Raw genomic sequence first — 18,816 nt, forward strand, 5'->3', positions numbered from 1 at the left:
CGGAGATACCACTGTGAGAATTCAACTAGGCTGCGAGATGATCTATCAGTTCGCCGCGCCCACGCCGATGATCGCGATGCTCAACGTGCACCATTCGCGCTTTGCGAGCCTGGAGCAGCCCGATCATCTGACGACCTCCCCCATCGTCCCGCTATCGAGCTACCGCGATAGCTTCGGCAACTGGTGCAACCGGCTGGTGGCGCCGGCGGGCACGTTTTCCCTGGGCACCAACACCGTGTTGCACGACGATGGCGGCTACGATCCCGTCGATCTCACGGCGCAGCAGCATCCGGTGGAAACGCTCCCGTCGGACACCCTGCAATACCTGCTCGGCAGCCGCTACTGTGAAACCGATCTGCTGAGCGAAATCGCCTGGCAGCAATTCCAGGGTACGCCGCCGGGATGGCAGCGAGTACAGGCGATCTGCGACTTCGTCCACGACCATATAACCTTCGGCTACGAGCACTCGCGCGCGACCCGCACCGCGGCGGAAGCCTACCGAGAGCGGGTCGGCGTTTGTCGCGACTTCACCCATCTCGCCATCACGCTGTGCCGCTGCATGAACATTCCGGCGCGCTATTGCACCGGTTATGTCAGCGACATCGGTAACCCGCCACCCTACGCAGACATGGACTTCGCCGCGTGGATGGAAGTCTATCTCGGCGGGCGCTGGTGGACTTTCGACCCGCGCAACAATGCGCCCTGTATCGGCCGCGTGTTGATCGCCCAGGGCCGCGATGCCATGGACGTTCCGCTGACCCACACCTTCGGTCCCAATACACTGGGCGGCTTCAGCGTGTGGATCTACCAACTGGCGGAATGAGACCCGGGTCCTCAATGCATTGATTGAATAAACAAGAGCGGTTATTGACAACTCTATCTATACTGTGATCCTCAACTGACGAAATGCCCATCAGGGAATCGCTGTGAGGATTGGAGCTAATCGCCAGCTTGGTCATTTTCCTCCATTTTCCGCCCGGGGCCGCCTTCCCCACGCCCCGAGCGTACTTAACGGTGGTTATCATGAGCCAGCTTTCTCAACCCGTAATAGAGGAGTTCAAGGCCGATTTTCCGGGATCCGTAATTCTTCCGGATGATATGCAATATGAGGAAACGCGTCAGATTTGGAATGCCATGATCGATCGCAGGCCCTCCATGATTGCTCGCTGCACTTCATCTTCAGAGGTTGCCCAGTCCCTGAACTTCGTACGGCGACACGACCTGCCCTTCTCCGTACGCGGAGGTGGTCACAACATTGCAGGCAATGCCGTCTGCAATGATGGGGTGATGATCGACCTCTCGCTAATGAAGAAAGTACTCATCGATCAGAAACGTCATCTAGGGTTTGTTGAGCCAGGCTGCACACTCGCTGATTTCGATGCCTCTGCCCAAGCGCACGGTCTCGCTACCCCTCTAGGCATCAACTCCACCACAGGTGTGGCAGGCCTGACCTTGGGCGGGGGATTCGGCTGGCTCAGTCGACGGTATGGCATGACCGTCGACAACTTGCTCGGCATGGACGTCATTATCGCCGATGGCCGTCAGTTACACGCCAGTGAATCAGAGAACCCCGACCTGTTCTGGGGGCTTCGTGGTGGAGGCGGGAACTTCGGTATCGTGACGAGTTTTGAGTATCAGCTGCATTCCGTAGGCCCGAACGTTCTGTGCGGCCTCATCGCCTTTCCCTTCGATCAGGCGAAATCGATCATTACGCAATTTGCCCGTTTCACTGAAACGATGCCGGACGACCTGAATGTTTGGATGATTGCTCGCAAGGCGCCACCTTTGCCTTTCCTGCCCGAAACGGTCCACGGAAAAGAAATCATCGCACTTGCCATTTGCTATGCGGGCGACCCCACCGAAGGCGAGAAACATATCGAACCGCTAAGAGAATTCGGTACTGCATACGGCGAGCATATCGGTGTTCAGCCATACACCGACTGGCAACGGGCTTTCGACCCACTGTTGAGCTCTGGGGCACGCAACTATTGGAAATCACATAATTTTTCCAGGATCGACGACGGGCCAATCGATGCCATCATCGACTCTGCTGGTGTACTACCGTCTTCCCAGTGCGAGATATTCATCGCAACGGTAGGCGGTCAAACGGGCCGAGTGAAACCAGAAGCGATGGCTTACTCGAACCGCGATGCCAACTACGTGATAAACGTACATGCCCGTTGGGAGACGGCTGCCGATGACGAGCGTTGCATCGTCTGGGCGCGCGAATTCTTCACTCGGTCACAGCCCTACGCCAGTAATGGTGCCTACATCAATTTCCTGACCGAAGATGAAACCAACCGAATTGCCTTCGCCTACGGTGCGAGTTATGAGCGGTTGGTGGAGCTCAAGAAGAAGTTCGATCCGGACAACCTCTTCCGCATCAACCAGAACATTCTTTCGAACTGAGTGTCCTGTGCGTGATAAAGCTCTGTTTTGGCCCATATTAGCCAGAAAGAGTTGATTAATATGGCAATGCCGTCATCGAGCGGGCCTCTCCTCGATCATTCCCTCCAGCACCTTTCCGTCCAACGAATCGGTGGAAAGCCCGAGCAGCTTGGCAAAGGTGGCGCCAGCGCTGTCCATCCGCTGGATGCCGCGCACAGTGTCGAACGGCAGCTCGACGCCTGATCGAATCCCGGCACCGCGGAAAAACGCCACGCCGTGGTTGGAGGCAAAAGCGGTGCTGGCGGTGGGCACCTGCGGGCCGTGGTTGGCACCGGGCGTGGTGAGTTCGGCAACGGTATCGCCGCGCTGGTTGGTTCCCCAGACAAAACCGGGAGCGTAGGCGAACAGCACGTCTCCCATGCGTTCGCCCCAGTAACCCAGCACGCTGGCATCCTGTTTCTTGACTGCCAGCGCGACCACGTTGCGCTCGCCGCTGGCTGTTTCGACGTACCAGGTGGTGAGCGCCTTGAAAATACGCGTCTGTACTCGCTCGATATCGTCGGGGGCAACCAGGTCGCGATTGACGAAGATTTCCAGTCCGCCGCGTTCGTCCTTGAGGAAGGCCTGGCTCGCGGAGACGTCGGGCTGGCCCTCGGCGTCGATCGTGCACAGGTCGAATTCGGCCAACCGCCTGTGGATATCACAAAGATGGGAATTGGGTACGTCACCGTGATCGGAGGCGAGCACCAGCGTGGTGTCGTCGTCGCAGCCCGCCAGCGCCCGACCCACCGCATCGTCGAGAATCCGATAGGAACGGCGGATCACCTCGAGATAACGCGCGTGATCGCCAGCCTGGTAGAACTTTGACTCCGGATCGCACTGGGCGAGACAGGTGTGATGCGTTTCGTCATTGAGCCGAAAAACGGTGGCAAATAGCGAGAAGCCCTCGTCGTTGAGCAGCGTCAGAGCGCTATCGACCAGCCACTCGAGCTGGTAGCGACCCTCTTCGAAACTGGTCTCGAAGTAGCGGGCATCCGGGTCGGCGGAGACCGCCCATTTGGAGAGGAACGGGCCATGGCGCTCGATCAGGCGGCGCGCCAAGCCCGGTCTGCCGCTGCTACCCGCCGGCGCGGTAATCTGCGACTGCAGCAGGTCGATCCTGCCGCTGGCGGCGTCGAATTCGAGCAGCTTGAAGCGTACCGCCGCCGGCTTGCCCTCGAGTGCATGTTCATCTGCCAGTGCCAGCCAGTCGCTCCAGTCACCGATACTCAGACTAGCCTCGGCTTGTGCCACCTGGAGTCGAAGACTTCCGCCCTCTAGACACAGCGTTATCGGCACCGGTTCGCCGCGATGGGCGGGAATCAGCGCGACGAAGCCATCATCCGTGCGCTCGATGGCAAAGCGATTGTGCTTCTGGTGATGCGCCAGCGTGCCGGTCGGCGGCCAGCCCAGCGCTTCGGTCGATGGCGTCGATGTCCACTGGTCGAGATGCGTGCTGTGAAGGCATGCCGGCGCCAGCTCCATCGGCGCGGGACCGTTACCGCTCCAGAACGGGGCGAAACAGAGATCGTTCTCGCCCTCGGGGACGAGACTTTCCGGAAAATGGACCAGCGCCGCACGCTGGCCCGCCGTCGCCATCAATTCCAGCAGGTGCATTGTGCCGCGGGGCGACATGCGCTGACCGATCCAGCTGGTGCCCGGCGCCTGCCCGGTCAGGAAGGTCACGAAGTTGGTATCCCCCCAGGTCGAAATATACGGCAGCAGCCGCGTCGAACCGCCCTCGTCACGTAGGCGCCGGATGTTCGGCAGCACACCCTCGGCGCAGAAGCGCTCGACGAGTTCGGGGATCAACCCATCCACGCCCAGCAGCAGGATTTTCTTGGCTTGATTCATCTAGGACTCCGATGGCGATCAATGGGCGTTCAAGCGATGCGGTAATGATCAATAACCGACCGATCAATCTCGATTCCCAGCCCCGGCTTATCGAGTACATCGACGCAGCCGTTGGCGTTGAGCTGGAACTCGCCGCCGATCAGCTCCTGACGGAACGGGTGCGCCGATTGATCGTATTCGAGCATCGGTTCGTCCGGCGTCAGCGAGAGCGGCTGCGGCGGTAAGGTGGCGATCAGTTGGACCGCAGCGGCCAACCCGACACCGGAACCCCACACATGCGGAATCATCGGCACGTGCCAGGCCTGGGCCAGCGCGGCGATCTTGCGGCATTCGGTGAGCCCGCCAGCAGCACCGATGTCCGGCTGAATCACGTCCAGTGCGCCTTCGCTGATCCAGTCGCGATAGCCGAATTTGGAATACTCGTTCTCGCCGGCAGCGATCCAGGTACGCGAGACGCCCTTGAGCTCGCGGTAGCCGTGGCGGTTTTCGGGGCTCAGCGGTTCCTCGAACAGATGTACCCGCGTCTCCTCGAGCTCCATCAGGATGCGCCGCGCCGCCGGTACGCTGTAGGCGCAGTTGGCGTCCATCATCAGCGCGATGTCCTCGCCAACCGCCTCCCGTACCGCACGCATGTCGCGAATGTCCGCTTCGATACCGAAGCCGGTCTTGATCTTCATTGCCCGATAGCCGTTGGCCTGATGGCGCAATGCCTCCTCGACCACTTCCTCCGGATAGTTCCCTCCCTCGCGACGATAGAAGCCGGTGGCGTAGGGGCGGATCTCGTGGCGGAATGCCCCACCCATCAAGCGATGGATCGGCTGGCCCAGCGCCTTGCCGGCCAGATCCCATAACGCGATGTCGATCGCCGCGATGCCGAACAGCGCCGCGCCCTTTTGACCGTAGGGGCGGGTGTGGTTGTACATCGTCTCCCACAACACTTCACGCTCGAAGATCGAGCGCCCGATCACCAGCGGCTTTAGCGCATGCTCGACCATCGCCTGGGCGACCTGCGGTGGCTGCAGCCCGTGGTTGACGCATTCGCCCCAGCCCACCAACCCCTCGTCGGTGTGGATTTCGACCAGCATGGCGGTGCGCTGATGCACCCAGCCCTGAGAAAAGGAGAACGACTGTTCCAGCGGCGCGGCGAGGACGTGAGTCTTTACATCGGTGATCTTCATGCATGATCCCTTATTCGGAAACGGGTTGAGCGGAGGAAGCCTCGCGGCGAGCCGCGACTTTCGCCCGCCACTCGAGCACGCCCGCCGCCACCGTCCAGATCAGAAACAGCGCGATCAACACGAACAGCGTGGTGGCGATACCGCTATGGGTGAAGAACGAGAAGAAGTCACCGCGCGAGATCAGCAGACCTCGGCGCAGCGAACTCTCCAGCGCCGGCCCCAGCACCATGCCGATGACCAGCGGCGCCAGCGGATAGCCACCGCGGCGTAGCACGTAGGCAAGAATCCCGGTCAACGCGGCGACCACCAGATCCAGCGGATTGCCACGCACCGAGACCGCGCCGATGAAGCTGAACATGACGATGCCGGCCATCACGAAGCCCAGCGGCAGCTTGAACAGGTAGCGGAACAGCCCGATGGAAGGTTTGCTGAGGATCAGCATGGCGACGTTGACGATGATCAGCACCACGAACAGCGCGTAGACCGTCTGCGCCTGGTCCGCCATCAGGCGTACGCCCGGCGTGATGCCATGGATCACCATGGCGCCCATCATCATCGCCGTGACCACGTCGCCCGGGATGCCCAACGCCAGCGTGGGAATGAAGGCGCTGCCGGTCACCGCGTTGTTGGAAGACTCCGAGGCGATGATGCCATCCGGCTCGCCCTTACCCAGATTGGCCCGCCGCGGCGACAGTTTCTGCGCCGCGGCATAGCTGATGAAGGCCGCGGCGGCCGCGCCGGTGCCCGGCAGTGCGCCGACGAAGCTGCCGATGAACGAACCCCGCACCAGTTCGATCAGACGACGGCCGATCTCGCGCCAGCTGGGAAAACGCAGCCGCGCCTCGGGAATGGTCGTCGCCTCTTCGTCTCGCGCCGAAAAGCGCACGAAGACTTCCGACAGGGCGAAGGCCCCCACCACCACCGGAATCAGATCCAGTCCCGAGCTGAGAGCGTAGGTGCCAAAGGTGAATCGGTCGGCGCCAGTGATCGGATCGCTACCCACCATCGAGAAGAAGAAGCCCATCATCCCGCACACCAGCCCCTTGAGCAGACTGCCGCGAGAGATCCCGACGATACACAGCATCGCCAGACAGACCAGCGCGAAGACCTCGATCGAGCCGAAGTTGACGGCGAACTTGGCCAGCTGCGGCGCGCAGAAAATCAGCAGTACGCAGGAGAGCACGCCGCCGAAGAACGAGGCAAAGGTCGCCCAGCCCAAGGCTTCGTCGACCCTACCCTGCTGAGTCATCGGATAACCGTCGAAGACCGTAGCGGCCGACTGCGGCGTGCCCGGCGTGTTGATCAGGATCGCGGTGATCGAACCACCGTAGACCGAGCCACAGTAGACACCGATCAGCAGCGCCATGCTGGTGATGACGTCCATGCCGAAGGTAAACGGCAGGAAGATCGTCAATCCGACCACCGAGCCAAGGCCAGGCAGCCCGCCGATGATGATGCCGGCCCAGGTGCCGATCACGATGGCGAGCAGCGCCTGCCAGGTGAAGGCATCGCCGATTGCCGCCAGAATCACGTCCATGTCAGATCACTCCATTCGTGAGCAATGCCGGCAGCCGAATCAGCAGCACATGGTGGAACAGGAACCACAGCCCGCCACCGATCACGATCGTGCCCACGAGCAGCGGCAACGGCCGACGGATACGGAACAGCCACAGCGTCAGCGCCACCAGTGGCAGCGCCGGGATCAGGAAGCCGAGGCTGGCCGTGGCGATGGCAGCGATCAGCACCGCCGCCATCAGCAGCGGCAGTGGTGACAGCTTCACGTTTTTCACCGGCACGCGGCGAACCAGCTCGCCGATCAATATCGCCAGCGCTATCGCGCACCAGATCGTCAGCACGATGCGTGGCACCAGCATGGCGCTTCCCGGCCCCTGCCATGCCGAGACCGAAAGACCGCCACCGGCCAGCAGCAGCGCCAGCGCGGTCAATATGCGGGGGTGGATCAAGGATGCGAACATGAATCGCGACTCCTGGGAGATCGAGTGAGCCATAGCCCGAGCGAACAACAGAGCGGGAGACCGAGTTATTGCGTCAGGCCCGCGTCCTTCAGCACCTGCTTGTTGGCCTCGAAGCGCTTTTCCACAAACGCCTTGAAATCATCCGGCCCGAGATAGGCGATACCTGCCTTGGCCTTGTCGGCAAAGGTCTTGAACTTGTCCGATTCGACCGTCGCCTTGCAGGCATCGGCGTACTGCTGGGCACGTTCATCCGAGATCCCCTTGGGCGCGACGACACCCTGCCAGACCGCGAAATCCAGTTCCGGCAAGCCGAGTTCCTCGATCGTCGGTACGTCGTCGTAACCCTCGAGGCGATGGCCGGCGAATACCGCCAGCGGGCGTAGGTCGTAGTTTTCGAGGATGGTCTCGGTATCGGCCATGATCTGAATCTCGTTGCCCGCCAGCGCATTCATCGCCGGCCCCGAACCACTGTAGGGAATGTGTTCGGCTTTCAGGTCGCTATTGACCACGGTCGCCGCCATGGCGAGATGCGGTAGCGTCCCCGGACCGGAGGAACCATAGAGAAACGGCTGATCCTGGGACTCCTTGACCAGCTGTTTGAACGAGGTGATGTCGGAGGATTTCGAGACCATCAGAAACATCGGATTGGAAACGGTGCGGCAGATGTAAGTGAAACTATCCGGACCGTAGGGCAGCTTTTTCAGCGACGGCTGAATCGTCAACGCACCGGCCGGTTCGTAACCGATGATGTTGGGATTGCCCTCGCTATTGGCGACTTCAGCCGTGCCGACCGTGGCGCTGGCCCCGGCGACGTTGCGCACCACCGAGGTGACACCTAGCTGCTGCGAGAAAGTCGGCTCGAAGCTGCGCGCGACGATGTCCGTGGCGCCACCCGCCGCGAAAGGCACGATGATGTCCAGATTATCGGCAGCCACGGCCGACTGGGTCGCGCCGATCAGCGCGAGGGCGGCCAGCGAATAACGCAATGATGTCATGGTTAGCTCCAATTTTCGTAGCGCTGCGAATACGGCGGAAAAAAGTGCTTTGCCGTCGTCGGCAGACTCGTATGCGATCTTCCCGCTATCAATCCTATTTCTGCCCTTATCTAAGCCTTTGGGCGAATAACAGGACCCGACGATTTGAATTAAAATCGTAGCGCTACGATTTTAACGAAACAATCTTCGCCTATCGTCCATTAGTCGCAGTACTAGACAAAAGGACTAGGGCTTGATCGCCATCACCGAGCAACGACCTTCGCCACCCTGCCGGGCCAGCGGGGAAGACGAAACGTTACCACTGACCCGGTACACTATCGGATTGAGTCAAAGTCAGAAGGAAACGTGATGTGGTTATCAGTGACAAATTCAGGAAATGATGACGCACGCGCATAAGGGACCGGAGTAGTGACCAGAAACAGACGCAGCTCACAGCGCGTGACCATGGGAGAAGTCGCCCAGTTGGCCAACGTGTCACCCAGCACGGTATCGCTCTACCTGCGTCGACCCGACGAAGTCTCGTCCCGGCGTGCAGAGAAGATCCAATCGGCCATCGACCGGCTGGGTTATCTACCCAACACCATGGCCGGCGGGCTGGCTTCGTCACGCTCCCATGTCATCGGCGTGCTGGTACCCACCATTACCAACTCGTTCTTTTCAGAGACACTCGAGACCCTCGAACGTCATCTGCGTAGCGCCGGTTACCAGCTATTGATCGGCAACACCGAATTCGATGATTCGCGGGAAGAGGAGCTGATCCGCTCGATCCTGAGCTGGAACCCCGCCGGGCTGGTACTGACCGGCTTCCTGCATAACCGCAAGTCGCTGTCGCTGCTCGCCAACAACGACACGCCCATCGTCGAAATGTGGGACTACGGCCAGCCGGGCCTGGACATGGTGGTAGGGTTCTCGCATCACGCCTGTGGTCGCCTGGTCGCCGAGCATATGCTCCGTCAGGGCCGGCGCCGGATGGCCTTCGTCAGCACCAACTTCCAGCGTGACGTTCGCGCCGGGGATCGTTATCGCGGCTTTCGCGACACCGTCGAAGCCGCCGGCGGTACGGTCGAGCTCCGTGAACTGAGCGGGCGAAGCCATGCCGAAGAGACCGGCCGGCTCACGCAGGCGTTGATGCAGGACCACCCCGAAACCGAGGCTATCGCCTGTTCCAATGACATGGTCGCACTCGGCGTGATGATGGAATGCCAACGCCACAATTGGCCGATTCCCGGCCGTATCGCCCTGGCCGGCTTCGGCAATCTGGACTTCACCACCAGTACCGTGCCACCGCTGACTACCATCGAACCGCCGCGCCGAGAGATCGGCCAACACACCGCCCGGCTGCTGCTAGCCTGTCTCGCCAGCGAACTCCCAGAGGCGGAGAAACGCCTGGACCTGGGGGTGAGGCTGGTGGAGAGGGACAGTGCCTGAGCGATCTCGGGTCGAAGGTCGCACCCCGTAGCGCCGCCGCAGCGCGAGGCGCTCAGCCGGTTGCGAACGGTAGAAGCGATTCGAGCTCCCGGGTGGAGAGATGTCTCATCATCGGCCATGCTGATAGCCTCGAATTCGGCAAGGAGGCCTGCATGAAACCCCACACGCTCTGGACAATAATCGGCACTTCCTCGGCAATCATCTCGGGCATGGCGACCCGCGAGGCGCTCAAGCACACCACCCGTCGTCACGCTTTCGAGCCGCCAATCAACCCGGACGATCCCGACGTACGCTGGCGCGAAGCGCTGGCGTGGGGCGCCGCCTCCGGCATCGCGGTGGGTGTGGGCAGGATCCTGGGCTGGAAGATGGCCTCCAGCGGCATGCGCCGCGCCCGTCGTACTCGCCGAGGCCAACGTCTGCTTTCGCGCATCGAAGACTGAAGGTCTGGCGGCAGCCCATATACCCACAGGGCGCTTGATGACGAGACGAAACGACCTCCATTCGCCGGTAGCGGAAGGAGGTCGTGGATAGCGGCCAACGATTGCCCGCAGGGATCAGGATGGCGCCCGGTGGCTCAGAACGAATACGTCAGCGTCGAGGTCACATTCATCGGCTCACCGTAAACGCCATAGGTATCGAAATAGCTGTAGTACTTCTTGTCGAACAGGTTGTGCACGTTGACCTGTAGCGCCAGATCCGGCGTAAACCGATAACGCCCGAAAACATCTGCAATCGTATAACTGCTCTGCTCGAAGTCGCGAGTCCCGCTATCGGGTCCGACCTGATCGTCGACGAACGTATGGCTCTGCCATCTCAAACCACCGCCTACCGTCAGTTGGCGCCACTGCGGCACGCGATAGCTGGCAAAGAGATTGGCCTGGGTACGAGGGCGATCGGTGTTGAATGAACCGTCGGAAGACGTCGCCGTATAGTGCGTGAAGCCTGCGATCATATCGAGATCTTCGGTCACGGCGCCGGTAATTTCGGCCTCGAAGCCTTCGCTGACAACACCGCTGACCGGCGTGGCGGTAGTGATCAGTGAGCCGGGCGTGCTGACGATATCGGCCACATTGTCCTGCTCGAGTCGGAACACGGAGAACGAGGCATTGACCAGCCCGTCGAACCAGGCAGCTTTGACGCCGGTTTCGTAGTTCTTGCCCACAAGCGGATCGAGATAGCCGTTGCCTCCCTCCAGTCGATAGCTCTGCGGTTGGAAGATTTCGGTATAGCTGACATAAGCGGACCAGACATCGTTGATGTCGTAGACCAGCCCTCCATAGGGCGTGATGTCGTCTTCGCCTTGCGAGTTGTTGCCCAGGCCAGTCGACCACGTCCTGCTACTCCAATCGGTGTAGCGCGCACCGACGATCAGCGTCAGCGGGTCGGTCAACGAGAATCGCGCCACACCGTAGACGGCCTGCTGACGAGTGCTCGCACGCTCCGAGGGCGCGAAATCCGGCCAGGCTTGAGTGGGCGTCGAGCCGTTCCAGTTATCGAAATCGTCGACATTGAACCCGTCGGTGTAGCGGTTTTCGTAATCGTTGGATTGGTCGTTGTAGCTGCCTCCAATGACCAGTTCGTGTTGGCGGCCGAAGAGTGTAAACGGTCCTTTGACATAGCCATCCACGCCGTCCATTTTCCGTTCACCGGTATTCCACCCCGTGTAGTAGAAAACGCCCTGTCCCGTGCTTTTATCGGGAAAGCCGTACGGATAGGCGAGCCTGGAGTCCAGATCCGACTCTTCGTGTGTCGCCGTGCCATGTAATTCCCAACCGTTATCGAAGCGATGCTCGAGCTGGGCGAAAACCTTCTTGGATTCCCAATCGTTGTAGGACCAATCCGGCGCCACGCTGAATGATCGGGTGTAATCCGTTTTGCTGCCATCGCTGTACCACAGCGGGAAACCGCCCCAGGTTGGGGAAGACGTGCGGCCGTGCTGATAGTCGTAGCCCAGCGAAAGGGTTGTGTCTTCGGTCACATCGGCATCGATCACCACGTAGCCATATTTTTTCCGCTCGCCGAAACGGTCGAGATAGGAATCACCATCCTCGTAGCCGCCGATGAAACGAGCACGTACGTCACCGGACTGCGTCAGTGGAGTCGTGACATCGACGACCCCACGAGCGTTGTCCCAGCTGCCGTAGGAACCCGTGACGGAGCCGGCCACCTCGCGACTATCGGCATGCTTGCGTACGAAGTTGATCGAGGCGCCGGGGTTACCTGCCCCCGTCATCAGCCCGTTGGCGCCACGCACCACCTCGACCCGATCGTAGATCGCCGTATTCAGCGCACCTTCGCCGAAGTACCAGCGGCTGTCCGTGTTGAGCGTAGGAATACCATCGTACTGATAGCTGTTGATACGGAAACCGCGCGAATAGAATCCCACCCGGCTGCTGTCGATCTTGCGTGCGGAGATGCCCGTCGTGTTCGAGAGAACGTCCTCGACATCCTCCAGATCCTGATCCTTGATTCGCTGCTCGGTGATGATGCTCACCGCCTGCGGGATCTCCCTGGGGCTCAGATCGAAACGCGTGCCGGCGGCGGTGGACTGCCGTGTGTAGCCGACGTTGTCATAGAGTCCCTGAGCGGTGATGGTCACCGTATCCAGCTGGGTAGAGTCACCGCTGGATTGGGCCAGCGCCGACGATGCCAGCAACAGGGAACCTGAGGAGAGCAACGCCAGCGACAGCGTTCGGTTGGATACGCAGCGAGATTCGGGCAAGACTTGGGCGCGGGCCTTGCTCGATGAGCATGACGACTTTTTCATTATGTTCCCTTGATGACGCGTCTAAGGCGTCGAATTTATTAGTCATTAACGATGACGAATTGTGAAAACCTCCGATGAAAGTGTCAACGATTATGATAAATATTCGCATTCGCATGAATGGCATATGACCATTCGCCAGTTCTTCGCTAGAGAAGACGCGGGATCGACACGAGGGATCGTCTTGAGGGGGATGGCTCTTGCAGGAGATAACGATTAACTGATGGACTACCTTATCAAAGCGATGGCGCCCGGGTTTCGGTCGCTTCCCGTCTTAATGGTACGGCGGGTTCGCTTCGGCCATACTCGGGGGCACGCTGGCGCTGCTCCGTACGAGTGGTCATCTTCTGATCGGCAGATGGTTCGCCAACGGCTCGCTGGTCGCCATCCTCACGCTGAGAGCGAGCCTGCAGCTGGATCGCGAACTGGCGACCGGCCGGGAAGTTCATGAGCCGGTCGCCAAACGCTCCCTGTCGAGCTGAAAACCGCTCCCTTACAACGCGCCGTCGGCGATCGCCCGCGCCATGGTCGGTGACAGCGGCAACCGGGGTAGCAGCGTTGCCTGGTAGGCATGGTAAAGATCCGACTTGCCACTCCAGACTTCGCTGGAAGGATAGTTGTGGCGGTCGAGTTCCTGCCACCAGCTACCGCGTTCGCGATCGATCAGGTAGCGATCGATGTAATCCCAGAAGCGGCGATACCAACTTTCGTAGATCGCATCGCCGGTACGCTTGAGCAGTGCCGCCGAGGTCGCTGCAGCTTCCGCCAGCGTCCAGTGCATGCGCTCGTGCACGACCGGCTGGTTATCCCAGTCGTGGGTATAGACCAGGCCCGGTTCGCCATCGACGTGCCAGGCCAATTTGATCGCGCTATGGAAAAGCCCTTGGGCATCCTCGAGCAACCAGCCCGGTGTCTCTTCGCCATGGCGCAACAGCCCGCCTTCGAGATGCAGCATCAGCCGCGACCACTCGAAGGCATGGCCCGGCGTGGCGCCGTAGGGGCGAAATTTATCCTTGGGGGTATCCTGATTGTAGTCGCGCCACTCGTTCCACTCGCTGTCGAAATGCTCGACGACGCGATAGTCGTTGGGCCTGGCGTGGGCGTGAATGATCCTGTCGACGATGGAGAGCGCCCGCGCCCGCCACTTGGGCTCGTCGAGCACGTCGGCCAGTTGCAGAAAGGCTTCGGTGGCGTGCATGTTGCTGTTGCCGCCACGATACGCTTCGTCTTCGCGCCAGTCGCGCGAGAACCCCTCACGCATGCGCCCTTCGTCTTCTGCCCAGAACCGCGTTTCGATCACACCGACGATGTCGTCGAGCAGTGGCTTGGCCTCCTCGTTACCGGCTTGCCAAGCACTGGCGGCCGCGAGTGCCACGAAAGCGTGGATATAGGCCTGCTTGGTTTGCGCTTCACCCGACTTGGGCCGTTCGCCATACCAACCGCCATGCTCGTCATCTCTTAACGCGCCCTTCAGCGCCGCGACGCCGTGCGCCACCAACGGTGCCATGCCTGGCTCGCCACGCATGGCGGCCAAGGCGAAGCAGTGCGTCATGCGAGCGGTAATCATGGTGTCGGGGTTGGCATCACCGGGCAGTCGGCCATCCTCATCGAGCGCGGCGAAACCGCACTCGGGATGGCGCGAGGCGCGATAGAATGCCAGCAGACGCTGGCCTTCACTTTCCAGCCAATGAAGATGCGCCGGTCGGTCCAGCCAGCTGTCCTGGCGTGGCGGCAGATTGGGAGTCGTACCTGGCATGCTTTCTAGAGCCTCCTCAGCTCTGTCGTCTTTGTCGACGATATCTCATCGAGGAATCGTGCGCCTATTCACCCTGCCCAAGGCGTAAATGTCCATTCCACCTTCGCAGCTGCTGTCCGGAGGAGCTCATCCGTTGACGACCATACCGCCATTGGGATGCAGCGTCTGACCGCTGATGAAGGACGAATCCAGCGAGGTCAGGAAGACGTAGCACGGCCCCAGTTCTGACGGCTGCGCGGCGCGCCCCATCGGGGTATCGGAGCCGAAATCCTCGAGCATCTGCGGGTCGTGAGCGCCTAGCGTGGCGGGCTGAAGCGGCGTCCATACCGGCCCCGGCGCGATCGCATTGACGCGAATGCCACGTCCGACGACCTGGTTCGATAGCGAACGGGTAAAGCTGACGATCGCCCCCTTGGTCGCCGTGTAATCCACCAGAAAATCAGGACCGATGTAAGCGTTGACCGAGGTGGTATTGATGATCGTGTCGTCTTCGCCCAGATGAGGCAGCGCCGCTTTGGTAAGGTAGAACATGCCATGCATGTTGGTAGCGAACGTCTCGCGCCACTGTTCGTCGTCGAGCTCGGTGAGATCGGTACACACCTGCTGAGTGCCTGCGTTATTGACCAGAATATTGAGCCCGCCGAAGGTCTCGATGACACGATCGAGCGCAGATCGGCAAAACGCGGCATCGCGGATGTCGCCGGCGATCAGCAGACATCGGCGCCCTTCCGCCTCCACCAGACGCTGCGTCTCTTTGGCATCGTCGTCTTCGCTAAGATACATGATGGCGACATCGGCGCCTTCGCGGGCGAAGTGAATGGACGCAGAGCGGCCGATACCACTGTCTGCACCGCTAACCAGGGCGATCTTGTCTTCCAGTTTGCCACTGCCCCGATACCCTGGGCGAATGAACTCCGCCAGCGGCTGCATCAGGCTTTCCTTGCCTGGTAGCGACTGCTGCTGCGCGTGAATTTCGGTTTTCTTAACCACGTCGCGTTCTCCCTGTAACCGAATGAGATGAATCGAGTCACCTCCACTATCGTAACGAAGAGGAGTACGCCGGAAAGAGGCATAGCTCGATGTCTGTAAACTGACTACGGCGTAGAATTAGTCCTAGTTCAGCTGCATCGATGGTGCAAGCCCGAACAGGCAAGTCGAAACAAGGCAACGGAAACCAGGGGGGGGCAGCGCCGGAGAGCACGTCTCAGCGCTGCGCGGCCATGCTGAATGACTTCGCTGGCCGAACGTTTCGGGCTGGCAGACGATCATGACTTCGCAGGCATGCCACGCTTCGGGATCAGCGGAAGGGGCCGAGATGCGAGCGGAGTCGCGTTAGGGGAAACTTCGAAGTACGGGCAAGGGGAAGCGATCCGGCAAGTCGGTCCTCGACTCTATCGCTTCCTGCGATGCTACTCATCCTGAGCGTTACCGGACGGCCAAACGGTCCTTCGTTCTTTGGGTTCCCACCACCGCCTGACCTCAACCCGAGACGAGCTGAGTCATAGGTGGTCCGCCGAGGAGCGAGCATCCTGCTCGTTTCCGAGGGATCCTTCCCTCGCCGCGCCTTCCTGGCGCTTCCTCGCGGTAACGTCAAGATAGGCCGTTGATGACCGGAACAATAGATTCAAATGCCTTGACCCATCTAGTGCATTTGCCCGGACCCAGCCTTTAAATAACAAATAGTTACATCAATTTTCCATGCGGCTATGAAACCCGCGCTGCCGCGCCCATACGATTGCCTCGCCGCGACTGTGCACCCCCAACTTCTGATAGAGCGATGCTACGTAGTTACGCACGGTGCTGTGAGCCAACTTCAATCGCCCGGCGATGCGTTTGTCCGAGAGCCCCTCGCAGATCAGACTCAACACGTCTCGCTCTCGAGCGCTGAGGCCCGCCAAAACAGTCTGCTCCGACAAGGAGGCATCGGTGTTGGTGTCGCGAACGTTGGCCAACTTCTCGACCAGGGTGCGCGTAAACCACGAGGCATCCTTCATCACCGCGTCAATGGCGTCAGAAAGCTGACTCTCGTAACGTTTGCGCTCGCTGATATCGACCAGCGTCAGTAGCAGACAATCGCGCATGTTGATCTTGACCGCTTCGGCCGCCAGCAGATAACTCGCTGCATTGTTCTCGTCACCGGTGCCGTGCACCTCCATGTCTTCGACACGGTCAGCCGACTCCAGAGCACTCAGCAATTGTCGGCGGGTGTGCGGCGTGAACGGAGAGTAGTCCTCCAGGCTCGGCGGATCCGAGGCGTCGACTCGTCGCACCAGACCTTTCTCGAAGGCCGCGTTGGCTTCGATCAGCGTCAAACTATCGGCGGATACCAGCGCCGTTGGCACTGGCGACATCTGGAACGCCGTCGCGAACAGCGCTTCACTCTGACGCAAGGCATGCTGAGCCTGGCGGGCGGGTTCCAGATCGGTAAAGGTAAGCAACATGCAGGCCGTCCTGTCGACCTCGATCGGCTGCCCGGCAACGATCACACATTTGCTCTCGTCGCTGCGATTGCCGAGATGCAACAGCGCTTCCGTCTGCGGAATCGGCTGACCGGCGCACAGCCTACGGATCGCCGAATCGCGCTGAGGCGAATGCGCAAAGACGTCGAACTCGTAGATCGAGCGCTGCACGACCTCCTCGGCCGTCAGACCCATCATGTCCAGAAAGCCCTGATTGACCCGAATGAAGCGCTGGTTGTCGAGCCGACAGATCAGCGCCGGTGCCGGGTTGGCATTGAAGGAGCGCTCGAAACGCTCCTCGGCGCTCATCAGTTCCGTTATATCCTCGATGATCAACGCCAATGCATCGGGCCGCCCCTCCCGAATCAGCGTCTTTCCACGAACCCGATGATAGCGATTGGCCGCGTCGGCATCGGCAGGCCGCACCTCGAGAATCACGTCGTCGAACGACTCGCCATCGAGCAGCCGTTCCATCGGAGATCGACCCTCGCCGACCTCGTGATGATTGCGATAATAAAGATCAAACCGTTCGCGATAGGCATCGACATCCGGCCCCAGTTCCTCGAGCGTCTCGACGCCGTGCATCTCGAGCGCGGCCGGGTTGGCCCAGCACAATGCCCCGTCGGGGTTCAGCAGCACAATGCCATCGGAGAGATCAGCGATCAGCTGATACAGCGGCGAATGACTCGCGTAACGGTCGCTTCCCAGCTCTGACATGTCACTCACCACTCTTGAGGATGCCTTGTGTCATGAATGACATTAACTCTTTCCCAATCGCGCGCATTCACATCGGCACCATCGATCCATTCAATCACGCAGCAGGCTATTCAATCACCCAGCAGGCTATTCAATCACCCAGCGGCCAAGCCGAAGGACCATCCCACCAACGCGGTAGTCCCCATTGCCAGAGCCCCCCAAAACGTGACTCGCAAGATGGCCACGCGCATGATCGAGCCGCCGACTCGAGCCGAGAGCGCACCGAGCAACGCCAGCGCCAATAGCGATCCCACCGCCACCACCGCGGAGGTCGTCATCGTGAAGGGCGCGAACAGGACGCAGATCAAGGGCAACGCCGCGCCGGACAAGAAAGTCAGCGCCGAGGCGATGGCCGCCTGAAGCGGCTTCGCCTGGTTGGTGCTACTGAAACCGAGTTCATCACGGGCATGGGCGGCCAATGCATCATGATGCATCAACTTCTCGGCAACTTCGTGAGCCAGTATCGGGGGCAGGCCGCGTTCTTCATAGATAACCGCCAGCTCGCGCACCTCGATGGCATAATTGGCGTCCAGCTCGCGCCGCTCGCGCGCCAGGTCGGCACGCTCGGTATCTTTCTGCGAACTGACCGAAACGTACTCGCCCGCCGCCATCGACATCGCCCCGGCAACCGCCCCTGCCGCACCGGCAGTCAGTACGCCTACCAACGTCGCACCCGCCGTTGCCATGCCGATGATCAGGCTGGCGGTGGAGACGATGCCGTCGTTGGCGCCCAGTACCGCCGCCCGCAGCCAGCCCACACGGTCAGAATAGTGGCGCTCCTTGGGTATGGACATGCCTGACTCCTGCCCCAGCTCCGATTTCATGAGACTCCCATCACTCGGTGGCTTGGCGTTGGCCCTGCTCACCGCTCCATCCTGAGGCTTCGCCCTCATTTCTCCATTCTTATATCTCAATTTTACGCCAGGCCGGTAGATCAGGGGAATTCGTCCCGCTCCTCCATGCATCTCGGTCGCAGAAAACGACCCACCTTTCACCTTCCACTTTGCAACAGCAATGTCGATTACGATCATTAAAGACAAAACCAATATGACTAAATCAGGACCTTTTTTATTAAAACACTGGTTCTGATCAGCCTCTGTTATTTCATTGTTGCCCCCAAAATCCCCCGCCATCGCCCAACCGTCTCGATACACATCCAGGCAACACAGGCGGCCGTCGCTATCACAACAGGTGGTTAGTAATATTTACTACTTTGGTATGTA

15 protein-coding genes are annotated in these 18,816 nt (G+C 60.3%); 4 read left to right on the forward strand and 11 right to left on the reverse strand.

Annotated elements, in window-relative coordinates:
• Positions 1-13 precede the first annotated feature (13 nt).
• Positions 14-823 carry a transglutaminase-like domain-containing protein gene (locus DOM27_RS00900; RefSeq protein WP_110654192.1) on the forward strand — a complete coding sequence of 270 codons (810 nt, stop codon included), beginning with the start codon at positions 14-16 and terminating at the stop codon, positions 821-823.
• Between the two features lie 200 nt (positions 824-1,023).
• On the forward strand, positions 1,024-2,409 hold the full coding sequence (locus tag DOM27_RS00905) for an FAD-binding oxidoreductase (RefSeq protein ID WP_110654883.1): 1,386 nt from the start codon (positions 1,024-1,026) through the stop codon (positions 2,407-2,409).
• Between the two features lie 72 nt (positions 2,410-2,481).
• Here DOM27_RS00905 and DOM27_RS00910 read toward each other — a convergent pair whose 3' ends face one another.
• From DOM27_RS00910 to DOM27_RS00930, 5 genes are all read right to left on the reverse strand, one after another.
• Positions 2,482-4,281, reverse strand: a complete 1,800-nt coding sequence (locus tag DOM27_RS00910; protein WP_110654193.1) for an alkaline phosphatase family protein — start codon at positions 4,279-4,281, stop codon at positions 2,482-2,484.
• Between the two features lie 29 nt (positions 4,282-4,310).
• A complete protein-coding gene (locus DOM27_RS00915) occupies positions 4,311-5,459 on the reverse strand; it encodes a mandelate racemase/muconate lactonizing enzyme family protein (RefSeq protein WP_110654194.1) in 1,149 nt (382 codons plus the stop codon).
• Between the two features lie 10 nt (positions 5,460-5,469).
• On the reverse strand, positions 5,470-6,996 hold the full coding sequence (locus DOM27_RS00920; RefSeq protein WP_110654195.1) for a tripartite tricarboxylate transporter permease: 1,527 nt from the start codon (positions 6,994-6,996) through the stop codon (positions 5,470-5,472).
• 1 nt (position 6,997) lies between these two features.
• Entirely contained in the window at positions 6,998-7,435 is a 438-nt protein-coding gene (locus DOM27_RS00925; RefSeq protein ID WP_157956681.1) for a tripartite tricarboxylate transporter TctB family protein, read from the reverse strand.
• A 65-nt stretch (positions 7,436-7,500) separates the two neighbouring features.
• On the reverse strand, positions 7,501-8,430 hold the full coding sequence (locus DOM27_RS00930) for a Bug family tripartite tricarboxylate transporter substrate binding protein (RefSeq protein WP_110654197.1): 930 nt from the start codon (positions 8,428-8,430) through the stop codon (positions 7,501-7,503).
• A 408-nt stretch (positions 8,431-8,838) separates the two neighbouring features.
• Here DOM27_RS00930 and DOM27_RS00935 point away from each other — a divergent pair, with 408 nt between their 5' ends.
• Together DOM27_RS00935 and DOM27_RS00940 are read left to right on the forward strand one after the other, a co-directional pair.
• Positions 8,839-9,858, forward strand: coding sequence for a LacI family DNA-binding transcriptional regulator (locus tag DOM27_RS00935; RefSeq protein WP_157956682.1), 1,020 nt, complete (start codon positions 8,839-8,841; stop codon positions 9,856-9,858).
• A gap of 152 nt (positions 9,859-10,010) precedes the next feature.
• Entirely contained in the window at positions 10,011-10,298 is a 288-nt protein-coding gene (locus DOM27_RS00940; RefSeq protein ID WP_110654199.1) for a DUF4235 domain-containing protein, read from the forward strand.
• 134 nt (positions 10,299-10,432) lie between these two features.
• Here DOM27_RS00940 and fhuE read toward each other — a convergent pair whose 3' ends face one another.
• The 6 genes from fhuE to DOM27_RS00970 all read right to left on the reverse strand — a co-directional run bounded on the left by fhuE (position 10,433) and on the right by DOM27_RS00970 (position 18,387).
• Positions 10,433-12,625 carry a ferric-rhodotorulic acid/ferric-coprogen receptor FhuE gene (gene fhuE / locus DOM27_RS00945; RefSeq protein ID WP_110654200.1) on the reverse strand — a complete coding sequence of 731 codons (2,193 nt, stop codon included), beginning with the start codon at positions 12,623-12,625 and terminating at the stop codon, positions 10,433-10,435.
• Positions 12,626-12,858: 233 nt separating this feature from the next.
• Entirely contained in the window at positions 12,859-13,071 is a 213-nt protein-coding gene (locus DOM27_RS00950) for a hypothetical protein (RefSeq protein ID WP_110654201.1), read from the reverse strand.
• A 44-nt stretch (positions 13,072-13,115) separates the two neighbouring features.
• Entirely contained in the window at positions 13,116-14,378 is a 1,263-nt protein-coding gene (locus DOM27_RS00955) for a D-mannose isomerase (RefSeq protein ID WP_110654202.1), read from the reverse strand.
• Between the two features lie 126 nt (positions 14,379-14,504).
• Complete coding sequence (locus tag DOM27_RS00960; protein ID WP_245392543.1) at positions 14,505-15,368, reverse strand: SDR family oxidoreductase; 864 nt, start codon at positions 15,366-15,368, stop codon at positions 14,505-14,507.
• A gap of 698 nt (positions 15,369-16,066) precedes the next feature.
• Complete coding sequence (locus tag DOM27_RS00965; RefSeq protein WP_110654204.1) at positions 16,067-17,554, reverse strand: helix-turn-helix transcriptional regulator; 1,488 nt, start codon at positions 17,552-17,554, stop codon at positions 16,067-16,069.
• Positions 17,555-17,688: 134 nt separating this feature from the next.
• Positions 17,689-18,387, reverse strand: coding sequence for a VIT1/CCC1 transporter family protein (locus DOM27_RS00970; protein WP_110654205.1), 699 nt, complete (start codon positions 18,385-18,387; stop codon positions 17,689-17,691).
• Positions 18,388-18,816: the final 429 nt, after the last annotated feature.

The sequence above is a fragment of the Salinicola halimionae genome (assembly GCF_003206065.1).
GTDB classification, from domain to species: Bacteria; Pseudomonadota; Gammaproteobacteria; order Pseudomonadales; family Halomonadaceae; genus Salinicola; species Salinicola halimionae.

Excerpts from the sequence above, each read along its gene's own strand:
- DOM27_RS00965 (WP_110654204.1), bottom strand. The coding sequence starts at position 17,554 with ATGTCAGAGCTGGGAAGCGACCGTTACGCGAGTCATTCGCCGCTGTAT.
- DOM27_RS00950 (WP_110654201.1), bottom strand. The coding sequence starts at position 13,071 with ATGAACTTCCCGGCCGGTCGCCAGTTCGCGATCCAGCTGCAGGCTCGC.
- DOM27_RS00955 (WP_110654202.1), bottom strand. The coding sequence starts at position 14,378 with ATGCCAGGTACGACTCCCAATCTGCCGCCACGCCAGGACAGCTGGCTG.
- DOM27_RS00915 (WP_110654194.1), bottom strand. The coding sequence starts at position 5,459 with ATGAAGATCACCGATGTAAAGACTCACGTCCTCGCCGCGCCGCTGGAA.
- DOM27_RS00920 (WP_110654195.1), bottom strand. The coding sequence starts at position 6,996 with ATGGACGTGATTCTGGCGGCAATCGGCGATGCCTTCACCTGGCAGGCG.
- DOM27_RS00910 (WP_110654193.1), bottom strand. The coding sequence starts at position 4,281 with ATGAATCAAGCCAAGAAAATCCTGCTGCTGGGCGTGGATGGGTTGATC.
- DOM27_RS00940 (WP_110654199.1), top strand. The coding sequence starts at position 10,011 with ATGAAACCCCACACGCTCTGGACAATAATCGGCACTTCCTCGGCAATC.
- fhuE (WP_110654200.1), bottom strand. The coding sequence starts at position 12,625 with ATGAAAAAGTCGTCATGCTCATCGAGCAAGGCCCGCGCCCAAGTCTTG.
- DOM27_RS00970 (WP_110654205.1), bottom strand. The coding sequence starts at position 18,387 with ATGTCCATACCCAAGGAGCGCCACTATTCTGACCGTGTGGGCTGGCTG.
- DOM27_RS00925 (WP_157956681.1), bottom strand. The coding sequence starts at position 7,435 with ATGTTCGCATCCTTGATCCACCCCCGCATATTGACCGCGCTGGCGCTG.
- DOM27_RS00905 (WP_110654883.1), top strand. The coding sequence starts at position 1,024 with ATGAGCCAGCTTTCTCAACCCGTAATAGAGGAGTTCAAGGCCGATTTT.
- DOM27_RS00930 (WP_110654197.1), bottom strand. The coding sequence starts at position 8,430 with ATGACATCATTGCGTTATTCGCTGGCCGCCCTCGCGCTGATCGGCGCG.